Origin of the sequence: Celeribacter neptunius (assembly GCF_900113955.1) — a bacterium.
Classification (GTDB): domain Bacteria; phylum Pseudomonadota; class Alphaproteobacteria; order Rhodobacterales; family Rhodobacteraceae; genus Celeribacter; species Celeribacter neptunius.
In genome coordinates this window covers 28,125-47,528 of sequence record NZ_FORH01000004.1, presented here as the reverse complement: position 1 = coordinate 47,528, position 19,404 = coordinate 28,125, and the positions used below count along the sequence as shown (strand labels likewise).

The window sequence follows — 19,404 nt, the reverse complement described above, 5'->3', positions numbered from 1 at the left end:
AAACACCCGGGCAAAAGATCCGGAAATACGAGGCAGTAGCAGTTTCATGACGTTCCCTGAGCGGTTTTCCAACCTGCCGGAATATGCGTTTCCGCGTTTGCGGAGCCTTCTCGACGCGCATGCGCCGGGCGGCGAGGTCATGCACATGACCATCGGCGAACCCCGCCATGCCATGCCGTCTTTCGTCGGTGAGGTGCTGGCCGAGAACATCGCAGGCTTTGCCAAATACCCGAACAACAACGGCACGGATGAGCTTCTGGGGGCAATCTCCGGCTGGCTCGGCCGTCGTTTCGGCGTCACCGTCGATGCCGCGAGCGAGATCATGGCCCTGAACGGCACCCGCGAGGGGCTGATGAATGCCTGTATCGCGCTGTGTCCGGAAACCAAGAACGGCAAACAGCCGGTCGTTTTGACGCCCAACCCGTTTTATCAGGTCTATGCCGTGTCTGCCGTGACCATCGGCGCGGAGCCGGTCTTCGTGCCGGCCACGCGCGATAACGGGTTTTTGCCGGATTACAGCAGCCTGCCGCCCGAAATCCTTGAGCGTACAGCCATTGCCTATGTCTGTTCGCCTTCCAATCCGCAGGGGGCGATTGCGCCGCGGGCATATTTGCGCGATCTGATCGCCCTGGCGGAAAAATACGATTTCAAAGTGTTTTCGGACGAATGCTATTCCGAGATTTACCGGGGAGAGCCGCCCGTCAGCGCGCTTCAAGTGGCGCAAGAGATGGGGGCGGACCCGGAGCGCGTGGTGATTTTCCATTCGCTGTCGAAACGGTCGAACCTGCCGGGGCTGCGCTCGGGCTTCGTGGCCTCCGGGCCGCAGAACATGCTGCGCATCTGGAGGCTCCGGGCCTATTCCGGCGCGCCGCTGCCCGGTCCGATTCAGGCGGTCTCCGCCCGGGTTTGGGCCGATGAAGATCACGTCATCGCCTCGCGCGCCCAATATGTCGAAAAATTCGACATGGCCGACGCGGTGTTTTCCGGCATTCAGGGCGCCGAAGCGCCCGAGGCGGGATTCTTTCTCTGGCTGCCGGTGAATGACGGCGAAGAGGCGGCGATGAAACTCTGGACGGAAACCGGTGTGCGGGTCCTGCCCGGCGCCTATCTGTCGCGCGAGGTGAACGGGGACAACCCCGGCAAACATTACATCCGGGTCGCTCTGGTGGCCCCAAAAGAAGAGACACAGCGCGGGCTCACTCTGCTCCGCGACTGTTTGTACGGATAAGTAAGAGGCAGGCATGGCATCCTATCAGGCACGTGGTCGCGATCCGCTTTTCGACAGAAACACGCAGGTTCTCCTGGAACGACGCGGCAAGGAATTGATCGGTCTCGGTCTTATCCTCGTCGGGCTTTTGTTTGCCGTGATGCTGGGCAGCTATTCGCCCGAGGACCCGAGCTGGCTCTCGGCGACGGATTCTCCGGTCAAGAATGCCCTGGGGCATTTCGGGGCGGCGATCGCCTCTCCGCTGATGATCATCGTCGGCGTGGCCTCCTGGGGCTTTGCCATCGGATTTGCTGGCTGGGGGTTGCGCTTCGTGTTGCACCGCGGGGCGGAGCGTGCCCTGTCGCGGGCCGTATTCGTGCCGATTTCCATCGCGGTGGCGGCGGTCTATGCCTCGACCCATGCCTCGAGCGCGCCGCAGAGCTTTGGCGGGTTGTTCGGCGATACCGTGCTGGCCGCGCTGATCCAGATCCTGCCGCTGGGCGCTGCCTTCAGTCTCAAGGCGCTGGCGCTTCTCGCCTTTTTCGGGGCTCTGGCGCTCGCCCTGTTCGCGCTCGGGTTTACGCTGCGCGAGTTGAAATCCATCGGTCGTTTCCTGCTCTGGGGGCTGGTGTCGCTTTATGCGCTGGTCCTGCATCTCATGGGCAAGGGCGCGCGGGGCTCCGTCATCATGGGCCAGCGCATGGCCAAGAATGCCGCGGCCAAACGTGAGGAACGCCGGCTTCTGGCCGAGGAACAGGCCATGCTGGACGCGCAATTGCAGCCAGCCGAGGCCCAGAATGGCTCCCGCGTGATCCGGGCGCCGATGCCGGAAACAGAGCCCAATTCTGCGGAAATCGAGGTCAAACCCTCGCTGCTGTCGAAAATGCCGAGCCTGTTGAAACGCAGCGCGCCGGAGGAGCTGGAACCCGAGTTGATCGAGCCGGATCTCGCCCCCGATGTCGATATGAGCGATGGCCAGAGCGATCGCATTCGCTCGAAAATCTCCTCGGCGATCAGCGCCCGTGCCCGTGCGGTGCCGCGTGGCACCGTGCCCGGCGCCCGGACGGAACCGCCTCTGACCGCGACCCAGAAGGCGGTTGCAAAATATCGCAAAGGCCCGGCGCCGATGATTTTGGACACCAATCCGGCCGAACTCGGTGCAGAGCCGATGCGGGACAGCTATGTCCCGGAGCATTATGCGGAGTATGCGGACGAGGATTTCCACGCAGAGCCCGCAGACCCCTATGCCGACGAGGCACTGGACGTTCCCGAGTATATCGACCCGCAACCGGCCCGTTATGAGCCGGCGGCTCCCTCGGTGCCGGAGCCGAAGCGCGTGGTGCAACATCCCGTGCGCAAGGCGCCGACGCCGTCGAAACAGGCGCAGGCGGAAGCCCAGCCAAGCCTGAAATTCGACCCGAGCGAGGCGGAATACGAGGTGCCGCCGCTGTCGCTTCTGGAGAACCCGACCAACATCGTGCGCCACACGCTCTCGGATGAGGCGCTTGAGGAAAACGCCCGCATGCTGGAAAGCGTGCTCGATGACTACGGCGTCAAGGGCGAGATCGTCTCGGTCCGTCCGGGCCCGGTTGTGACCATGTACGAGCTCGAACCCGCACCGGGTCTCAAGGCGTCGCGGGTCATTGGTCTTGCCGACGACATCGCGCGTTCGATGTCGGCGCTCTCCGCCCGTGTGTCGACCGTGCCGGGGCGGTCTGTGATTGGTATCGAACTGCCGAATGATCATCGTGAAATGGTGTCCTTCCGCGAGATCCTCTCGACCCGCGATTATGGCGACGGCAAGCTGTCGCTGCCTCTGGCGCTGGGCAAGGATATCGGTGGCGATCCGGTCGTCACCAACCTCGCCAAGATGCCCCACCTGTTGATCGCGGGGACCACCGGCTCCGGTAAATCCGTGGCGATCAACACCATGATCCTGTCGCTTCTGTATCGTCTGACGCCGGAAGACTGCCGGTTGATCATGATCGACCCGAAAATGCTCGAACTCAGCGTCTATGACGGCATTCCGCATCTGTTGTCGCCGGTGGTGACCGATCCGAAAAAGGCCGTGGTGGCCTTGAAATGGGTGGTCGCAGAGATGGAAGACCGCTATCGCAAAATGTCGAAAATGGGCGTGCGCAACATCGACGGCTATAATGGCCGGGTGAAGGATGCGCTCTCGAAAGGCGAGATGTTCTCGCGCACCGTGCAGACAGGTTTTGACGACGAGACCGGCGATCCGATTTTCGAGACGGAAGAGTTCCAGCCCGAGAAACTGCCCTTTATCGTCGTGATCGTCGACGAGATGGCCGACCTGATGATGGTTGCGGGCAAGGAGATCGAGGCCTGTATCCAGCGTCTGGCGCAGATGGCCCGGGCCTCTGGCATCCACCTGATCATGGCGACACAGCGCCCCTCGGTCGATGTCATCACCGGCACGATCAAGGCGAACTTCCCGACCCGGATCTCCTTCCAGGTCACCTCGAAAATCGACAGCCGTACCATTCTGGGCGAGCAGGGCGCGGAACAGCTTCTGGGCATGGGCGACATGCTCTACATGGCCGGCGGCGGCAAGATCCAGCGCTGCCACGCGCCGTTTGTCTCCGACGAAGAGGTCGAAAAGATCGTCTCCTATCTCAAGGCCTATGGTCCGCCCGACTATGTCGGCGGCGTGGTCGAGGGGCCGGATTCCGACAAGGAAAGCGATATCGACGCGGTCTTGGGCCTCACAGGTGGCAACACTGGCGGCGAGGATGCGCTCTACGATCAGGCCGTGGCCATCGTGATCAAGGATCGCAAATGCTCGACCTCCTACATCCAGCGCAAACTGGCGATCGGCTATAACAAGGCGGCGCGTCTGGTGGAGCAGATGGAGGATGAGGGCGTGGTGTCTTCGGCCAACCATGTCGGCAAGCGCGAAATTCTGGTGCCCGAGCAATAAGCCGCAATATCAAATGCCTGTACGGCACCGACCGGGGCCGGCAGGCAAATGTTTCATCACGAAAATTCCGCGTGATGTGAGAAGATGAGAGGTGAAAGCGGCGCGAGGGCGGCTTATATCTCAAGTCATGAAACGAGTTTTCGCCGCAGTTGCGCCCGCCCTTGTCGCTCTCACCATGGCCGTCCCCGCGGCGGCCGAGAAGCTGTCTCTTTCGACCCTGTCCAACTATCTCAACGGTCTTGGCACGGTGCAGGCGGATTTCACCCAGACCAATGACGACGGATCGCGTTCCGCCGGCAAGCTGACGATCAAGCGCCCAGGGCGGATGCGGCTCCAATACGGTGGTGCGGATGACGCGCTGGTGCTGGTGACCGGCGGGCAGGTGGGCATTTTCGATCCCGGCTCGAACGAACCGCCGCAACGCTTCCCGCTGTCGCAGACACCGTTGTCGGTGATCCTGAAACGCAATGTCGATTTGAATGCCGCAAAAATGGTGATGTCGCATCGCGAGGAAAACGGCGACACCATCGTGCGGGCACAGGACCCGGACAATCCGGACTATGGCTATATCGATCTGATCTTCAGTCCGACGCCGGTCTTGAAGGCCTGGGTCATCCATGATCAGGGCGGCGGCACCACGACGGTTCAGCTGACGCGTATGACGCTCGGTGGCTCTGTGTCCGACAGCAGCTTCAACATCCGTTCGGAAGCCAAGCGGCGCGGTACGCCGCTCGACTGACCGGGGCTGACCGGGCGCCACTCATATGGCGCCGGTCCTTTGGGCCTCAGATCTTGCCGCAGGCGGTGAGCTGGCTGCGGTAGGTGCTGGCCCGTGCGGCAACTTCGGAAGATACACGCAGGAGCCAGGGTTTCGCGTTGTATGAACCGCGGCGATAGCCGGCGCGTCCTTCGTGATAGGCGAGATACTGGGCCCGGGCGTCGGTTTTGGAGATGCCGAGCATTTCCGTCGAGCCGTTCATGTACCAGCCCATGAAATCGGTGGCATCCTGAATCCGGTCGCGCCGCGCGCCACGCCCGCCTTCGGTATCGCGATATTCATCCCACGTCGCGTCGAGCGCCTGTGCATAGCCATAGGCCGAGCTTTGACGCCCCATCGGGATCACGTTCAGAACGTATTGAAACGGCGTGCGGGCATCGCCGATGAATTTGCTTTCCTGATAGAAAGTGGCCATCTGTACATAGACCGGAATGCCCCATTTGCGTTCGGTATTCTTCATCGCCCGAAGATATTTCGGGCGTTCGGATACGATGGCGCAGGCGTTGTCGAGGTTACGGGGCGCGGAAAAATTGCCGCTGCCGCAGGCCGCCACCAGAAGAAACAATGCCAATGCGCGAAGACGTCTGCTCATAACTGCCTCTCGCTGAATTTTGACCGATATTAGCGGATTTCAACGCCCTGTGAAATGGCTTTCCCGTGAACAGGCCCGAGGCGAGATGGCGCAGCTTGCGGTTTCTTGTCGGGGACGAAGGCTGGCCCGCAGGCGGAAGGCACAGGCCCTGCCTGGGAAATCGACCGGAGGGCCCGCCGCGCCGGAGCTTACGGGGCGGGGCTTAGGGATTGCGCGGAGCAGTGATGATTTCGTAGGTGCACTCGAAGGCGCGCTTTTCGATCCGATAGGTGTCGTTCGGGTCGGTTGCCACCTGAGCCATCGCATCGCCGGGCAGAACCCGTTGCAATTCGCCCCAGGGGGCTTCGATGGCGAACTCCCCGTCGCGGGCGGGCACGATGGCATAGATCATCTCAGCGCCTGTCGGGTGGAATTCCATATAGCCTTGCGCGTCCGGCGCGGACTGGGCCGTGCCGTAGCGGGTCGGGAATTTGGCGGCGGAGACGAGGATCTCTTCGTTGCCGCTGGCATCACAGCGGTTGCGGACCACCCAGTCGCCGGCTTCGGCCGGCGGTGATTGCGTCTCGGTGCCCTGACCGGCAATGCGGGACACGATCACCTCACCGGCCACGGCGGGGCGGGCATCGACCGCGGCGGTTTTATGCGCGGTGCCGCTGCGCCCCTCGGCCTTTGCCGCCGCCATCCAGGCCAGCCGGTCGCGCGTCGGCAGCGTGTCGAGCGGTGCATCCTGAGCAGACAGGGGAAGTGCCGCAAAAAGGGCGAGCGCGGCGGTGGCAAAGCGGCTGGGGCGCATCATGCAATATCTCCAAAAATCAACCATTTCAGACTGATGGCGAGGGGTTCACGCTGTCAATCTTGTTGGATGGCTTTGTTGCATCGGCGTATCGATGCGATGACATTTTCATGTCTGATTATTGCGCGTGGATCGAAATCTGTGCGGCGGACTGCCGATCAGGGTCAGATCAGTAGCGCCAGAAGCACCGGCAGGTAGATCACGGAGAGAAGCGTCGAGGAGACGACGAGCGCTGCCACCGCATCGGAATCCGCACCGTATTTTTCGGCCAGCATATAGGAGGTGACGGCCACCGGCGTTGCAATTTGCACAACCAGAACGGCGAAAGGCACGGCATCGAGATTGAAATACCATCCGGCCAGCGCGGCGATGCCGGCGCAGAGCACGGCCTTGCCCAAAGCCATCAGCGCGGCGCGGCCGAGCCCGTGCGGATGCAGCCGGGCGACGGCGACGCCAAGGGTGATCAGCATCAGCGGAATGGCGATCTGGCCCAGAAGCCCCAATGTGTTCATCGCCACCTCCGGCAGGGTCCAGCCCTGCCACAGGAACAACCCGCCAAGTGCCGTCGCCCAGACCAGCGGTTCCTTGAAGGCCTTCGCCGGAGAGCCACCGCCCGCCGTGACATAGACCCCGAAGGTGAACGACCAGAGCGCCATCGCGGCAAACACCACCACCGCATAGCTCAACCCCGCCTCGCCAAAGGCAAAAAGCGCCAGCGGCAAGCCGAGATTGCCGGTGTTGCCAAAGATCAGCGGTGCCAGATAGGTGCGGGTGTCGAGGCGCAGGGCCTTGGTGACCAGCCAGGCGGCGATCGTCACCCCGCCATAGGCCGCGACCGAGGCCAGGGAGAGCGCGGTGAGCGCCGTCGGGTCGATCTCGGCCTTGACCAGCGCGGTAAAGATCAGCGCCGGCACCGACAGCGTCATGGTGAGCTTGGTGACGAACTCCAGCCGGTACTCATGCCCCGTCTTCACCCAGGTGAATCCGATCAGCGCCAGGATGAAAACCGGCGCGACGATTTCGAGCACTGTCAAAACAAGGTTCACAGTCTGTTTCCCGATTGATTGGCCGTCCCCCGTGGACATGCGCCGTTTTTACGGTCTACTAACCATATATGGGGGTTGCAATGTCATCATGATGCAGACACGCGCCAAATATCATCTCGGACAGGTTGTCCGCCACCGCAAGCACAGCTTCCGCGGTGTGGTCTTTGACGTGGATGCGATGTTTTCGAACACCGAGGAATGGTATGCCGCCATTCCCGAGGATGTGCGCCCCGACAAGGATCAGCCGTTTTATCATCTGCTCGCGGAAAACGATCAGAGCTATTACGTGGCTTATGTCTCGGAACAGAATCTGGTGGCGGATTATTCCGGCATGCCGGTCGAGCATCCCGATCTCTCGGATCTCTTCGGCCCGTTCGAGGACGGCGCCTATCCGCTGCATTTTCAGATGAATTGATTGCACGATCTGCTCTGCGCCTGAGCGGCAGAGTCGTCTTGGAACCCCCGCGGGCGTTCAGCTCATCTCGCCGATCGCCAGGCGGAAGCTCAGTTTGTTCTGGCCATCGATGTGCTGGTAGTCCAGCTCATGCGCCAGTTCGCGGATCAGGAACCAGCCAAAGCCACCCTCGGGCAGATCGGCGCGGTCGCAGTCGAGATTGGCCTGCAGGCCAAGCGGCGGCTCACCGCCGGGCATCATCTTGCCGTTGTCGATGATGGTGCAGGCCAGGCCACAGGGGATTTGCGTCAGGCTGACTTCGATCAGCCCATTGTCGGCCTCCGTATAGGCATGTTCGACAATATTGTTGAGCGCTTCCGCCAGCACGATCTCGAGGCTCGACAGCTCGTCGGCGGAGAAACCGAACGGCGCCAGCCCGGTCTTGATGTTCTCGAGGCCACGTCTGACCGCGCCTAATGATGCTGGGATGATGATTCTCAACTCATTGTCTCTCGGATGTCCGGCCTTCTCCCAGTTCCGCAGGGAATTGAGATTGCCCTCATGACGCATTCGCGATCCCCTCTACGGCGTCGGCGACACTGGTGTGGATCTTGAAGACCGTGTCCATGCGGGTCAGGCGAAACACGCGTTGCACCGTCGGGTGCAGCGCCGCCAGTTCAAGCTGCTGGCCGTTGCGGACGGCCTTGAGTGCGGCCACCACCGCGCCCAGCCCGGAACTGTCGAGAAACTCGACATTGCCCAGATCGAGAACGATCCGGGCCGGACCGCTGTCGCTGAGGGCGCGCATTTCATCCTTGAATTGAATGGCGCAGGCCGCGTCGATCCGGTTTTCACCGACGCTTACGACTCTTACGTCATCAAAATCCTGATGCTCCAGTTTCATATGTCGTACCTTTGTTGCTCTCTTGGGCTTGATCCTAGGGGCCAAATCTTACCAATGGGTTTTTGAGATCAGGAAAGTGGAGAAAATAATGTGTGACTATGCTGGCCTGTCGGCGCGGATTGCGGCCCTCTGCGCAGGGGAGACGGATGAAATCGCGCTCATGGCCACCGTCGCCTGCGAAGTGCATCAGTCGGATCGCCGCTTCAACTGGACCGGATTCTACCGGACCGTCGAAAAAGATCTCTTGAAGATAGGGCCTTACCAGGGGGGGCATGGCTGTCTTGTGATCCCGTTTTCGCGCGGGGTCTGCGGCGCCTGTGCCCGCACGCGTGCGGTGCAGCTCGTGCCCGATGTCGAGGCTTTCGAGGGCCATATTGCCTGTGCCTCCTCGACCCGGTCCGAGCTGGTCCTCCCTGTGCAAAATGCAAAAGGGGAGCTTTTGGGCGTCTTCGATCTCGACAGCGATCTGCCGGACGCCTTCACCGAAGACGATGCCCTGGCCCTCACCGGGATCCTCGATACGGTCTTTGCCAATGTGACCCGTGCGTGATATCCGCCCGCCATGAGTGACGCCTATAATCCGCCGCAAGAACCGCTGAAGATCCTGCATATGGATCATGAGATCCTCGTGGTCGACAAGCCTTCGGGGCTGCTCTCCGTGCCGGGCAAGGGCGCGCATCTTGCCGATTGCCTGATGTCGCGGATTCAGGCGGCTTTTCCCGAGGCGCTTCTGATCCACCGGCTCGATCGCGACACATCCGGGGTCATGGTCTTTGCCATGACGCCGCATGCACAGCGCCATATCGGGCTGCAATTCGAGAAACGTCAGACCAAAAAGACCTATGTCGCCTGGGTGCATGGCCATATCGCCGAAAAGACCGGCACGGTGGATCTGCCGCTGATCGTCGACTGGCCGAACCGGCCGAAACAGATGGTCTGTCACGAGACCGGCAAGCCCGCCGTTACCGATTGGCGTGTGGTGCGTTACGAGGGCGATCAGACGCGAGTGCGCCTCATGCCCAAGACGGGACGTTCGCATCAGCTGCGCGTGCATATGCTGGCCATCGGTCACCCGATCATGGGCGATCCGTTCTATGCCACGGGCGCGGCGCGGAACGCCCCGCGGCTGATGCTCCATGCCGAACAATTGCGCTTTCGTCATCCGGATGGCGGTGCCGGCCTGTCCTTTACCGCGAAATGCCCGTTCTGAGAAACGCCCAGGCGGGTAAACCCGAGCAAATTTGTCGCGGTTACCGGAAACAGGGTGGAAATCCAGAATTTAGAATGTATCTAACTTCTTGGACTACGCACTTTTTCAAAGGAGTTGACCATGGGTCTTCGCATTAACGACATCGTCCCGAACTTCACCGCCATGACCGATCAGGGCGAGATCACCTTCCACGACTGGATCGGTGACAGCTGGGCCATCCTGTTCTCGCACCCGAAAGATTTCACCCCGGTGTGCACCACCGAATTCGGCGCCGTGGCACAACTTGCGGCTGAGTGGGAAAAGCGCGGCACCAAGGTGATCGGCCTCTCCGTGGATGGTGCTGAAGAGCACGTCGAATGGAAAGCCGATATCGAAGGTTTCGCGGGCGCCAAAGCCGGTTTCCCGATCATCGCCGACACCGATCTGGCCGTCTCCAAGGCCTTCGACATGCTGCCGGCCGAAGCCTATCTGCCGGATGGCCGCACCGCCGCGGATTCCGCTTCCGTGCGTTCGGTCTTCATCATCTCGCCGGACAAGAAAGTGCAGTTGATCATGACCTACCCGATGTCGGTGGGCCGCAACTTCGCCGAAGTGCTGCGCGCGCTCGACGGTCTGCAGAAAACCTATGGTGTGCCGCTCGCCACGCCGGCGAACTGGACCACGGGTCAGGACGTGATCGCCGCCCTGTCGCTCACCGACGATGAAGCCGCCGCGAAATTCGGCGACGTCGAAGTGAAACTGCCCTATCTGCGCTTCGTCAAAGACCCGAAGTAAGCGTTAACGCTCGCTAAAAATCACCCTGTTCGCGGACGGAAAACTTTTCTAAGCTGTTCGCGAATGGGGTTTTTTCATGTTTTCCTTCCTGCGCCGCACAAAATCGATCTCGCGTATCGCGCTTGACCCGCCCAAGGCCCTGCCGGATCGGGAGGGCTTGGCGATCGTGCTCATCGTGCGCGACGAAGAGGACCATATCGCCGAATGGGCGCGGTTCCATCGCAAGGCCGGGGTGCGGCATTTCTACGTCTATGACAATGGCTCGACCGACAGCACGCTGGTGCAACTGGTCGCGGCCGTCGGGGTTCAGAACGTCACGGTGATCCCGTGGAACCAGAAGCTTCGCGATGGCGTCACCGGCGCCGAGATCCACAATCAGGTTCTGGCCTATGCCCATGCGGTGCGCAATTTCGGCGATCAGTTCCGCTGGATGTCCTTTATCGACGTCGACGAATTCCTGGTGCCGAAATCCGGGGGCACGCTGCTCGACTGCCTCGCGCATCTCGAGGGCGAGGTGAATATTTCCCTGCCTTGGCACATGTTCGGCCGCAACGGTTTCGAGGACCCGCCGGAGGGCGGGATCATCGCCAATTACACCCGCCGTCACCCGGACCCGATGAGTCCCCTGAAGGGCATGTGCAACTTCAAGATGATCGTGGACCCTTGCCATGTCACCGCGATCAAGGTGCATTCGATCGAGACGGACGGATCGACGCGCAGCGCGAATGACAGGGGGCATCGGCTCTCCGCCGGCGACCGGAAGACACCGTCTTTCTACTCGGCAAAACACATCCAGCTGAACCACTATTACACCCGCTCGAATGCCGAGCTGATGTCCAAGATCACCCGTGGTTCGAACATGACCCAGGACGCCAAGGACCACTACCGCCGCGTGATGCGCAAGGTCGATCAGATCGAGGCCGAAAGCGTCGAGGATCTGGCGGCGAAACGGTGGTATTTGGAGAGCTGAGACCCATGCGATCGGCCCCTCGTACAGGGCCAAACAAAAAGCCCCGCCAGAAGCGGGGCTTTCTTATTTCCATGGAGTGAGGATCAGTCCTCTTTTTTCTCCGGAGCAACCTCTTCGCCGGTTTCCTGATCGACCATTTTCATGCCGAGGCGGACCTTGCCGCGATCGTCGAAGCCGAGAAGCTTGACGTAGACTTCCTGACCTTCTTTGAGCACGTCGGACGGATGGTTCAGGCGACGGTTCTCGATTTGAGACACGTGCACAAGGCCATCACGTTTGCCGAAGAAGTTCACGAACGCGCCGAAATCGACGAGTTTCACGACCTTGCCCTTGTAGACCACGCCTTCTTCCGGCTCGGCCACGATCGAGTGGATCATGTCGTAAGCCTTCTTGATCGCCTCACCATTGGCGGAGGCGATCTTGATGATGCCCTCGTCGTTGATGTCGACTTTCGCACCGGAGGTTTCGACGATCTCGCGGATCACCTTGCCGCCGGAGCCGATCACTTCGCGGATCTTGTCGGTCGGGATCTGCATGGTCTCGATGCGCGGGGCGTGGGCGGAGAATTCGCCGGCACCCGAAAGCGCCTTGTTCATCTCGCCGAGGATGTGCATGCGGCCTTCTTTCGCCTGAGCGAGAGCCTGCTTCATGATCTCGGGCGTGATGCCCTGCACCTTGATGTCCATCTGCAGCGAGGTGATGCCGTTCTCGGTCCCTGCCACTTTGAAGTCCATGTCGCCGAGGTGATCCTCGTCGCCCAGGATGTCGGTCAGAACGGCGAACTCACCGTCGTCTTCGAGCACCAGGCCCATGGCCACACCGGCCACGGCGGATTTGAGCGGCACACCGGCGTCCATCATCGACAGCGAACCGCCGCAGACGGAGGCCATCGAGGAGGAGCCGTTCGATTCGGTGATCTCGGAGACCACGCGGATCGTGTAGGGGAAGTCGGTGGCAGCGGGCAGAACGGCCTGCAGGGCGCGCCATGCCAGTTTGCCGTGACCGATCTCACGACGCCCCGGGGAGCCGACACGACCAACCTCACCGACCGAGTAGGGCGGGAAGTTGTAATGCAGCAGGAAGTTGGAGCGGAAGTTGCCGTGCAGCGCGTCGATGATCTGCTCATCGTCGCCGGTGCCGAGCGTGGTGACCACGAGGCCCTGGGTCTCACCGCGGGTGAACAGGGCGGAACCGTGGGTGCGCGGCAGAAGGCCGGTCTCACAGGTGATCGGGCGCACCTGATCCAATGCACGACCGTCGATCCGCTTGCCCTCTTTCACAACGGAAGAGCGCAGCACGGTGGATTCGAGCTTTTTGAGCGCGGAGCCGAGGTTGGCGTCTTCGAGCTGCTCTTCGGTCAGGGTCGCTTTGATCGCTTCCTTGGCGGCAGAGACGGCGGCCACACGTTCCTGTTTGTCGAGGATCGCGTAAGCGGCTTTCATCTGCTCTTCACCGGCGGCTTTCACCACTTCGAAGAGTGCGGAATAATCCGGCGCGGAGAATTCGAACGGCTCTTTCGCGCTTTCTTCGGCGAGATCGATGATGCAGTCGATGACCGGCTGGATCTGCTCATGGGCAAAGGTCACGGCGCCGAGCATTTCCTCTTCGGTCAGCTCGTAGGCTTCGGATTCGACCATCATCACGGCGTCTTTGGTGCCGGCGACGACGAGGTCCAGACGCTGGTCCGGATTGTTGCGCAGGCCCTGCATGTCATCGACGGTCGGGTTCAGGATGTATTCGCCATCCTCGAAGCCGACGCGGCAACCGGCGATCGGACCCATGAAGGGCGCGCCCGAGATGGTCAGGGCGGCAGAGGCGGCGATCATCGCCACCACATCCGGGTCATTGACCAGATCGTGGCTGAGCACGGTGCACATCACCAGAACTTCGTTTTTGAAGCCGGGGACAAACAGCGGGCGGATCGGACGGTCGATCAGACGCGCAGTGAGCGTCTCTTTCTCGGTCGGGCGTGCCTCGCGTTTGAAGAAGCCGCCCGGGATCTTGCCGGCGGCATAGTATTTTTCCTGGTAGTGAACAGTGAGGGGGAAGAAGTCCTGGCCCTCTTTCTGTTGCTTGGCGAAGGTGACGTTGGCCATCACCGAGGTTTCGCCAAGGGTGGCGATGACGGTGCCATCGGCCTGGCGGGCAACCTTGCCCGTTTCCAGCGTGAGGGTCTCTTCGCCCCACTGGATCGATTTTTTAACTTCGTTGAACATTCAGCGTATCCTGTTTGGGAGCACTCGCGGGCCCTCCCGCGTCTCCCGTTTGCGTGGCGGCCCCATTGCCGCCGACCCCATATCTTCTATTCACAACGCCGGGGTCTTTGCGTTACGTCTCAGATGCACTGGCCCATACAGGAATTCCGGGGTTTTGTAAAAGACTTCGTGCGCCGCAAAGCATTGGGGATTTTCCGGCCGATCCCGGGTATTTCTCTCGGCGCTCGCGGGGTGGAATTCCAGAGATGATCCGGCGGCGACCATGAGACCCGGCATGATTTCCGGGGGCTGTGCCGTCTGAACCGGCGGCCGGGCTTAGCAATTCAAGACCCTGTGGTGGGGAACACCTGTTCCGGTCCCGCCGCATTTGAGAGATGAGGTGACTGCCGTGCAATCCCGCAAGCGTCGCGTGTGGCCAAAACTGTCCTCCGCGTTTTTCCCGATGCCGTCGCGGTTTGCTGGGCTGTTTTCTGGGCGGTTCCCGGGGGGGCTTTCGACCCTGTTCCTGGTGCTCGCCCTGGCGGTGAGCCTGATCGGAGATCCGCTCAGGGCCGGCGAGGCCGCACAGGTGGCAGAGACGGCAGAGACGGCACACGGAGCGCAGGAGAGCCAGGGCGCTCCGGCGGCGTCGGCGGCTGCGACCGCACGCATTCTGACGCTGGGGGATTCGATGATGGCCTGGCACGGGGTGTCGGGGGCCTCGATCGCCGATGTGCTCTCCGTTGTTCTGGGCGAGCCGGTGGAAAATCGCGCCATCGGCGGCGCCCGGATCATCTATGGCCTGCCGATCACCGGCGCCATGGGGATGAAGATCTCCAAACAGTACCGGGGCGACAAGGTCGATTGGGTGGTGATCAATGGCGGTGGCAACGATCTCTGGCTCGGCTGCGGCTGTCACAAATGCGACCGCAAAATGGCGCGGATGATTGCCGCCGACGGCACGCGCGGCGAGATCCCGAGACTGGTGCATCAGATCCGTCAGACCGGCGCCAATGTCGTCTATCTCGGCTATCTGCGCAGCCCCGGCGTCGATTCCATGATCGATGCCTGCCGCGATCTGGGCGACGAATTCGAAGCCCGGGTGTCCGCCATGGCGGCGCAGAGTGACGGGGTCTATTTCCTCGACCTGTCGCGTCTCGTGCCCGAGGGGGACCGCAGCTTTCACGGGGTGGACATGATCCACCCGTCGAAGAAGGGCTCCCGGGTGATCGGAGAGAAACTGGCCGATCTTATCCGTCAGATCGACAAGGCGCGTTGAGCGTCTGGTATCGAGGTCTGGGCGAGCTTCCCGACCAAGGTGCCCGGAAAAGCAAAAATCCTCCGGTTTCCCGGAGGATCTTCAAACACACATCGCTTTGCAGAGCGGATCTGCGCTGCGAAAAGAGTTTAGCGACGCAGGCCCAGACGTTCGATGAGGGACTGGTAGCGTGCCTGGTCTTTGCCTTTGACGTAGTCCAGCAGCTTACGACGCTGGGCAACCATCATCAGCAGGCCGCGACGGCCGTGGTTGTCTTTTTTGTGGGTTTTGAAGTGCTCGGTGAGCGTGGCAATCCGCGAGGACAGGATGGCAACCTGAACTTCGGGCGAACCGGTGTCGCCTTCTTTGGTACCGAATTCCTTGATCAGGCGGGCTTTTTCTTCAGCAGTGATCGACATCGGGGTCTCCTTTCGAAAACAAAGGGTTATGGCGCAAGCCGGGATGTCGTCCAGCAGGGCCCTTGGAGAGTCATTCCCTGACATGGGGTCAAGGAATGCGCGCGTTTAACCGGATTCTTGTGGAAAAGAAAGCCTTTTGTCTGCGCGGATGCCCGCCTTGGTGGTCTTGTGGTCGGTCTTACTGACCCGCGCCCATCTGCTGCGCATCCTGCATGATCTCACCGGCCAGCTGTTTCGCCCAGTCGCCGATGATCGGCACCACTTCCATCTGGTTGAGCATAAAGCCGACGATCGACACGACGATCGAGGCGCCCACCACGGAGCCGAAACCGAAGGCCAGCCCGCGCAGGAACTGAAACCAGACCAACCGCCAGGTGGAATTGTGAACCCGGATGAAACGATGCCCGTTCAGCCGCTCCAATTCCGCCTTCAGGTCCTTGATATCCTGCGAAAAATGATCTTCCGCCATGGCTGCCTCTTTGCTGTGGTGTCATTGGGGGCCGCTCCCCCGACTCCCTTCTACACCGAATCTTGGAGATTGAAAATTAATGTTTCCTAACAGATATTTAGATTAACTTGTCCGGAGATTTACCTTTCCAAACTAGAGAGAACATTTAGGGTACACTTGGATGGATTTGTGTGAGGTGTGGGCAAATGTTATGGGCCTTGGCGCTCTTGGGACTGGTTCCGGCAGCATTCGCAATCGGAGATATCGCAGCGCTTGGTGACAAGACGCCGGAGGAGGAGGACGCGTCCGAAGAGACCGGGAACGCGGCTTTCGACGACAGCCAGGCGGCCGAGGGCGCGGGCGATGTGCTCGACTATGCATCCGGCGATGAAGGCGAGACCGATCTCCTCTCTGACGACACTGCAACCGGCGAGACCGTCGATGATGCGGATGCGGCGGAAACCGATGCCGGGACGGGGGATGATTACGAGGTCGTGCTCGGTTCCGGCGAGACTTTGTTCGCGGATTTCGAGGCGGATGTCGACCACGTCACCTTGAACGTCAACGATGGCGGCGCCGGCGAATTCATCGTCGAGCCGCTGGTCGACGCGGAGGGGGCCGAGATCGGCACCTCGCTTTCCTATGCCACCGACGAGGACGAAACCATCCTGTCCTTCCTGGGGCATGATACATTGCCCGCCGATGATATTTCGGTCTCGATATTCGATCCCGAGAGCGGTGAAACGACGCTCTATGCCTTGAACGAGCTGGGCGATTTCGGCGCGATCGCGCCGAATGACGATGACACTCCCGCGGCCACGGGCGAAACCACCGGCGAGACCGTTGAGCATGTGCTTTCCGATACGGGGGAGACGCTGGTCCTGGCCGATGACACGATGCAGGGCGGCACGGATGCCACCCTCACACTGGACGAGGGCGGCACGGCACATATCGACACCGAAGGCACGCTCAATCTCGTCACCGGTGGGGCCGGGGACGATGTGATCGCCACCGGCGATGACGCGGCGATTGTCGATGGCGGCGATGGCAATGACGTGATCTATGGCGGCGACGGCACGGCCTATCTCGCGGGCGGGGCCGGCGATGATCTGATTTACGCCGGCGATGACACGGGCTCCGACTATGTGATCTCGGGCGATGATGGGGCCGACCGGCTCTATGGCGGCGATGGCGACGACACGCTGATCATGGATGGCGAGGACACCGCAGCCGGCGGTGCGGGGGATGACACGTTCTGGCTCTATTACGACGCCAATGCCGGCGTCGGCCATGCCCAGATCACCGATTTCTCCGAGGGCGAAGATTTCCTGCGAATCACGCTCGATCCGAATGACAGTTACACCGGCACGCTCGATGTCGAGGTGAGCCAGACCGTGGATGGGGCCTCGAGCCAGGTGATCGTCAATGGCGATGTGGTCGCGGTGCTCTACGGCTCGCCCCATGCCACCGTCGACGATGTTCTGGTCGAGATCAGCCCTTCCGCGCTCACCTCCTGATCCGATCCAGTCCGATCAGGGCCAGAGCTCCGGCTGTTGGCTATAGGCGATATAGAGCGGGTGTTTCGGATGCCCGGCTTTCGAGAGGCCGAGGTGATAGAGATCCCGCCCGGTGCCGCGCAGCAGCGTCTCCACCGCCGCGCCGCGACCCAGATGCGCGCCATGGGTGCCCCAGGCACAAACGATCTGATCCGCCCATTGCGCCCAATCCGCAATCGCCGCGTCATTTTCCGGCCCGACCGGATCGGTGGCGGCGCGCATCTTTCTCGGATCGGTGTCGCGCCAGGCAAAGATATTGGTCACACAGAAGGCGCCGAAGCCCAGGGCCCGCGCCCGTCTTTCACAGCGTTCCACCGTCGGATCGTTCTGGACTTCCGTGGCGGTCGAGGGGTTGAGCATGACGAAGAGCGCCTTGCGCCCCTCGGGCTCCCAGGTCCGGACCAGAGAATAACGGTAGTGTTCGCAATCGGAGTAGACGGCGGTGGAGGGCGCGTCGCCCTTGGTATGGGTGCGTGTGATCATGGGCTTTGAATGCCGGTTTTACCCCGAGCTTTCAAGCGATCAGGGCAAGATATGGCGGGTTCAGAGGTTGAACACGCGCGAGGGATGTAATTCCCCGCCCTTGTACTGGCCCACGGCGACCGGCTTGCCCTCGAACGATCCCCAGACCTCGTCGCCATATTCGACGCCATCGGCCGGGTAGACCATGCCGGGGTTGCCGTTTCTCAGACGCATCGCACCATCGGGGCTGCACATCACCTCGTCGAGATCGGCGAGACCTTCTTCGACCGGGCGCAGGAATTGGTCGATCTCCGGGGTTTTTGCCAGCTCTTCGATTTCCGCGAGCGACACGCCCTCGTCGGCATCCCAGGGCCCGGACCATTCCCGGCGCAGCCATTCGACATGGCCGTAGCATCCCAGAGCCTCGCCGAGATCGCGGGCAATCGCACGGACATAGCCGCCCTTGCCGCAGACCATTTCCAGAATGACGTGATCCGCATCCTTGCGTTCGATGAATTTCAGCTCGTCGACATAGAGCGGGCGGGCGGCAATCTCGAAATCCTCATCGTCGCGGGCGCGTTTATAGGCGCGTTCCCCGTCGATCTTCACGGCGGAGAATTTCGGCGGCACCTGCATGATATCGCCTTCGAACTGCGCCAGAGCCGCGTCGATCTCGTCATCTGTCGGGCGCGCATCGCTCTCGGAGATCACCTCGCCCTCGGCATCGTCGGTGTTGGTCGCCTGTCCGAGACGCACCGAGAAGCGGTAGCATTTCAGCGCTTCGGTGATATAGGGCACGGTCTTGGTCGCCTCGCCCAACGCCACGGCCAGAACCCCGGTCGCCTCCGGGTCGAGCGTACCGGCATGGCCGGCCTTTTGCGCATCGAAAGCCCAGCGCACCTTGTTCACAACGGCGGTCGAGGTCATGCCGGCGGGCTTGTCCACGACCAGCCAGCCGTGAACCGCGCGCCCCTTCTTGCGTCGGGCCATTACTCTTCCTCGTCGCTTTCGCGATCGTCTTTGTGCAGATCGCGCTGGACATTCTCATCCGCGAACATCCGCCGCGTCGCGTCCATCCGGTCGAATGTGTCGTCGAGCGCAAAGCGCATCTCCGGCGTGTGCTTGATACCAAGCGCCTTGCCCATTTGGTGCCGGATCTCGCCGCGGTTCCGTCTGAGCGCCTGCAAGGCCTCTTCCGCGTCCTTGCCACCCAGAGGCAACACATAGGCCGTCGCCACCCGCAAATCCGGGCTGACGCGCACCTCACCCACCGTGATCGACAGGGCTGTCAGATCCGGGTCGTGGATTTCGCCACGGCTCAGGATTTCGGAAAGGCGACGCCGGATGGCCTCGCCCACGCGAAGGGTACGGTGCGACCCCGAGGGGCCGCCGGAATGAGAACGTTTTGCCATGGGGGCCAGATAGTCCTCCAAAGAGAGTCTTGCAAGCGGGCTTTG

General features: G+C 61.5%; 21 protein-coding genes. 10 read left to right on the top strand and 11 right to left on the bottom strand.

Translation table 11 applies throughout. From position 1 onward, the window contains the following. Nucleotides 1-46 precede the first annotated feature (46 nt). The 3 genes from BM151_RS11225 (at nucleotide 47) to BM151_RS11215 (ending at nucleotide 4,887) form a co-directional block, all read left to right on the top strand. Nucleotides 47-1,228 (top strand): aminotransferase class I/II-fold pyridoxal phosphate-dependent enzyme, encoded by a 1,182-nt coding sequence (locus BM151_RS11225; RefSeq protein ID WP_090060817.1) that lies wholly within the window; start codon nucleotides 47-49, stop codon nucleotides 1,226-1,228. 13 nt (nucleotides 1,229-1,241) lie between these two features. After that, the gene (locus BM151_RS11220) at nucleotides 1,242-4,148 is read left to right on the top strand and encodes a DNA translocase FtsK (protein WP_090060816.1); all 2,907 of its coding nucleotides are present in this window, start codon (nucleotides 1,242-1,244) and stop codon (nucleotides 4,146-4,148) included. 127 nt (nucleotides 4,149-4,275) lie between these two features. Then, complete coding sequence (locus tag BM151_RS11215; RefSeq protein WP_090060815.1) at nucleotides 4,276-4,887, top strand: LolA family protein; 612 nt, start codon at nucleotides 4,276-4,278, stop codon at nucleotides 4,885-4,887. 46 nt (nucleotides 4,888-4,933) lie between these two features. Here the strand turns inward: BM151_RS11215 and BM151_RS11210 are convergent, their stop codons facing one another. The 3 genes from BM151_RS11210 to BM151_RS11200 all read right to left on the bottom strand — a co-directional run bounded on the left by BM151_RS11210 (nucleotide 4,934) and on the right by BM151_RS11200 (nucleotide 7,357). Continuing rightward, on the bottom strand, nucleotides 4,934-5,518 hold the full coding sequence (locus tag BM151_RS11210; RefSeq protein WP_090060814.1) for a transglycosylase SLT domain-containing protein: 585 nt from the start codon (nucleotides 5,516-5,518) through the stop codon (nucleotides 4,934-4,936). Nucleotides 5,519-5,720: 202 nt separating this feature from the next. Further along, on the bottom strand, nucleotides 5,721-6,314 hold the full coding sequence (locus BM151_RS11205; protein ID WP_218151358.1) for a hypothetical protein: 594 nt from the start codon (nucleotides 6,312-6,314) through the stop codon (nucleotides 5,721-5,723). A gap of 161 nt (nucleotides 6,315-6,475) precedes the next feature. After that, entirely contained in the window at nucleotides 6,476-7,357 is an 882-nt protein-coding gene (locus BM151_RS11200; RefSeq protein ID WP_090060813.1) for an AEC family transporter, read from the bottom strand. An 88-nt stretch (nucleotides 7,358-7,445) separates the two neighbouring features. Here BM151_RS11200 and hspQ point away from each other — a divergent pair, with 88 nt between their 5' ends. Continuing rightward, a complete protein-coding gene (gene hspQ / locus BM151_RS11195) occupies nucleotides 7,446-7,772 on the top strand; it encodes a heat shock protein HspQ (protein ID WP_090060812.1) in 327 nt (108 codons plus the stop codon). Nucleotides 7,773-7,829: 57 nt separating this feature from the next. Here hspQ and BM151_RS11190 read toward each other — a convergent pair whose 3' ends face one another. Both BM151_RS11190 and BM151_RS11185 read right to left on the bottom strand, forming a co-directional pair. Beyond that, the gene (locus tag BM151_RS11190) at nucleotides 7,830-8,252 is read right to left on the bottom strand and encodes an ATP-binding protein (protein WP_245781187.1); all 423 of its coding nucleotides are present in this window, start codon (nucleotides 8,250-8,252) and stop codon (nucleotides 7,830-7,832) included. Nucleotides 8,253-8,310: 58 nt separating this feature from the next. Then, nucleotides 8,311-8,655 (bottom strand): STAS domain-containing protein, encoded by a 345-nt coding sequence (locus BM151_RS11185; RefSeq protein WP_090060810.1) that lies wholly within the window; start codon nucleotides 8,653-8,655, stop codon nucleotides 8,311-8,313. 88 nt (nucleotides 8,656-8,743) lie between these two features. Here BM151_RS11185 and BM151_RS11180 point away from each other — a divergent pair, with 88 nt between their 5' ends. The 4 genes from BM151_RS11180 (at nucleotide 8,744) to BM151_RS11165 (ending at nucleotide 11,609) form a co-directional block, all read left to right on the top strand. Then, on the top strand, nucleotides 8,744-9,205 hold the full coding sequence (locus tag BM151_RS11180) for a GAF domain-containing protein (RefSeq protein WP_090060809.1): 462 nt from the start codon (nucleotides 8,744-8,746) through the stop codon (nucleotides 9,203-9,205). A gap of 12 nt (nucleotides 9,206-9,217) precedes the next feature. Next, on the top strand, nucleotides 9,218-9,865 hold the full coding sequence (locus BM151_RS11175; protein WP_090060808.1) for an RluA family pseudouridine synthase: 648 nt from the start codon (nucleotides 9,218-9,220) through the stop codon (nucleotides 9,863-9,865). A gap of 120 nt (nucleotides 9,866-9,985) precedes the next feature. Continuing rightward, the gene (locus BM151_RS11170) at nucleotides 9,986-10,639 is read left to right on the top strand and encodes a peroxiredoxin (protein WP_090060807.1); all 654 of its coding nucleotides are present in this window, start codon (nucleotides 9,986-9,988) and stop codon (nucleotides 10,637-10,639) included. 76 nt (nucleotides 10,640-10,715) lie between these two features. Further along, nucleotides 10,716-11,609: a glycosyltransferase family 92 protein gene (locus tag BM151_RS11165; protein ID WP_090060806.1), complete on the top strand. Its 894-nt coding sequence runs from the start codon at nucleotides 10,716-10,718 to the stop codon at nucleotides 11,607-11,609. An 83-nt stretch (nucleotides 11,610-11,692) separates the two neighbouring features. On the opposite strand, the gene pnp is transcribed toward BM151_RS11165, so the two are convergent. Beyond that, complete coding sequence (gene pnp, locus BM151_RS11160; RefSeq protein ID WP_090060805.1) at nucleotides 11,693-13,825, bottom strand: polyribonucleotide nucleotidyltransferase; 2,133 nt, start codon at nucleotides 13,823-13,825, stop codon at nucleotides 11,693-11,695. Nucleotides 13,826-14,213: 388 nt separating this feature from the next. Here pnp and BM151_RS11155 point away from each other — a divergent pair, with 388 nt between their 5' ends. Continuing rightward, nucleotides 14,214-15,083 (top strand): SGNH/GDSL hydrolase family protein, encoded by an 870-nt coding sequence (locus BM151_RS11155; protein ID WP_245781186.1) that lies wholly within the window; start codon nucleotides 14,214-14,216, stop codon nucleotides 15,081-15,083. 128 nt (nucleotides 15,084-15,211) lie between these two features. On the opposite strand, the gene rpsO is transcribed toward BM151_RS11155, so the two are convergent. Further along, nucleotides 15,212-15,481 carry a 30S ribosomal protein S15 gene (rpsO, locus tag BM151_RS11150; RefSeq protein WP_090060804.1) on the bottom strand — a complete coding sequence of 90 codons (270 nt, stop codon included), beginning with the start codon at nucleotides 15,479-15,481 and terminating at the stop codon, nucleotides 15,212-15,214. A 178-nt stretch (nucleotides 15,482-15,659) separates the two neighbouring features. Further along, nucleotides 15,660-15,950: a DUF5665 domain-containing protein gene (locus tag BM151_RS11145; RefSeq protein ID WP_090060803.1), complete on the bottom strand. Its 291-nt coding sequence runs from the start codon at nucleotides 15,948-15,950 to the stop codon at nucleotides 15,660-15,662. Nucleotides 15,951-16,135: 185 nt separating this feature from the next. On the opposite strand from BM151_RS11145, the gene BM151_RS21960 reads away from it, so the two are divergent. Then, the gene (locus BM151_RS21960; protein ID WP_143093086.1) at nucleotides 16,136-17,446 is read left to right on the top strand and encodes a calcium-binding protein; all 1,311 of its coding nucleotides are present in this window, start codon (nucleotides 16,136-16,138) and stop codon (nucleotides 17,444-17,446) included. A 15-nt stretch (nucleotides 17,447-17,461) separates the two neighbouring features. Here the strand turns inward: BM151_RS21960 and BM151_RS11135 are convergent, their stop codons facing one another. Genes BM151_RS11135 through rbfA form a run of 3 tightly spaced genes read right to left on the bottom strand, consistent with a single transcriptional unit; the run spans nucleotide 17,462 to nucleotide 19,359 of the window. Beyond that, a complete protein-coding gene (locus BM151_RS11135) occupies nucleotides 17,462-17,968 on the bottom strand; it encodes a DUF1643 domain-containing protein (protein WP_090060801.1) in 507 nt (168 codons plus the stop codon). A 60-nt stretch (nucleotides 17,969-18,028) separates the two neighbouring features. Next, nucleotides 18,029-18,937: a tRNA pseudouridine(55) synthase TruB gene (gene truB / locus BM151_RS11130; protein WP_090060800.1), complete on the bottom strand. Its 909-nt coding sequence runs from the start codon at nucleotides 18,935-18,937 to the stop codon at nucleotides 18,029-18,031. Next, entirely contained in the window at nucleotides 18,937-19,359 is a 423-nt protein-coding gene (gene rbfA, locus BM151_RS11125; RefSeq protein WP_090060799.1) for a 30S ribosome-binding factor RbfA, read from the bottom strand. Before rbfA ends, truB begins: the two co-directional genes overlap by 1 nt. Nucleotides 19,360-19,404 lie beyond the last annotated feature (45 nt).

Excerpts from the sequence above, each read along its gene's own strand:
- BM151_RS11225 (WP_090060817.1), top strand. The coding sequence starts at position 47 with ATGACGTTCCCTGAGCGGTTTTCCAACCTGCCGGAATATGCGTTTCCG.
- BM151_RS11220 (WP_090060816.1), top strand. The coding sequence starts at position 1,242 with ATGGCATCCTATCAGGCACGTGGTCGCGATCCGCTTTTCGACAGAAAC.
- BM151_RS11215 (WP_090060815.1), top strand. The coding sequence starts at position 4,276 with ATGAAACGAGTTTTCGCCGCAGTTGCGCCCGCCCTTGTCGCTCTCACC.
- BM151_RS11210 (WP_090060814.1), bottom strand. The coding sequence starts at position 5,518 with ATGAGCAGACGTCTTCGCGCATTGGCATTGTTTCTTCTGGTGGCGGCC.
- BM151_RS11205 (WP_218151358.1), bottom strand. The coding sequence starts at position 6,314 with ATGATGCGCCCCAGCCGCTTTGCCACCGCCGCGCTCGCCCTTTTTGCG.
- hspQ (WP_090060812.1), top strand. The coding sequence starts at position 7,446 with ATGATGCAGACACGCGCCAAATATCATCTCGGACAGGTTGTCCGCCAC.
- BM151_RS11185 (WP_090060810.1), bottom strand. The coding sequence starts at position 8,655 with ATGAAACTGGAGCATCAGGATTTTGATGACGTAAGAGTCGTAAGCGTC.
- BM151_RS11180 (WP_090060809.1), top strand. The coding sequence starts at position 8,744 with ATGTGTGACTATGCTGGCCTGTCGGCGCGGATTGCGGCCCTCTGCGCA.
- BM151_RS11175 (WP_090060808.1), top strand. The coding sequence starts at position 9,218 with ATGAGTGACGCCTATAATCCGCCGCAAGAACCGCTGAAGATCCTGCAT.
- BM151_RS11170 (WP_090060807.1), top strand. The coding sequence starts at position 9,986 with ATGGGTCTTCGCATTAACGACATCGTCCCGAACTTCACCGCCATGACC.
- BM151_RS11165 (WP_090060806.1), top strand. The coding sequence starts at position 10,716 with ATGTTTTCCTTCCTGCGCCGCACAAAATCGATCTCGCGTATCGCGCTT.
- pnp (WP_090060805.1), bottom strand. The coding sequence starts at position 13,825 with ATGTTCAACGAAGTTAAAAAATCGATCCAGTGGGGCGAAGAGACCCTC.
- rpsO (WP_090060804.1), bottom strand. The coding sequence starts at position 15,481 with ATGTCGATCACTGCTGAAGAAAAAGCCCGCCTGATCAAGGAATTCGGT.
- BM151_RS11145 (WP_090060803.1), bottom strand. The coding sequence starts at position 15,950 with ATGGCGGAAGATCATTTTTCGCAGGATATCAAGGACCTGAAGGCGGAA.
- BM151_RS21960 (WP_143093086.1), top strand. The coding sequence starts at position 16,136 with ATGTTATGGGCCTTGGCGCTCTTGGGACTGGTTCCGGCAGCATTCGCA.
- BM151_RS11135 (WP_090060801.1), bottom strand. The coding sequence starts at position 17,968 with ATGATCACACGCACCCATACCAAGGGCGACGCGCCCTCCACCGCCGTC.
- truB (WP_090060800.1), bottom strand. The coding sequence starts at position 18,937 with ATGGCCCGACGCAAGAAGGGGCGCGCGGTTCACGGCTGGCTGGTCGTG.
- rbfA (WP_090060799.1), bottom strand. The coding sequence starts at position 19,359 with ATGGCAAAACGTTCTCATTCCGGCGGCCCCTCGGGGTCGCACCGTACC.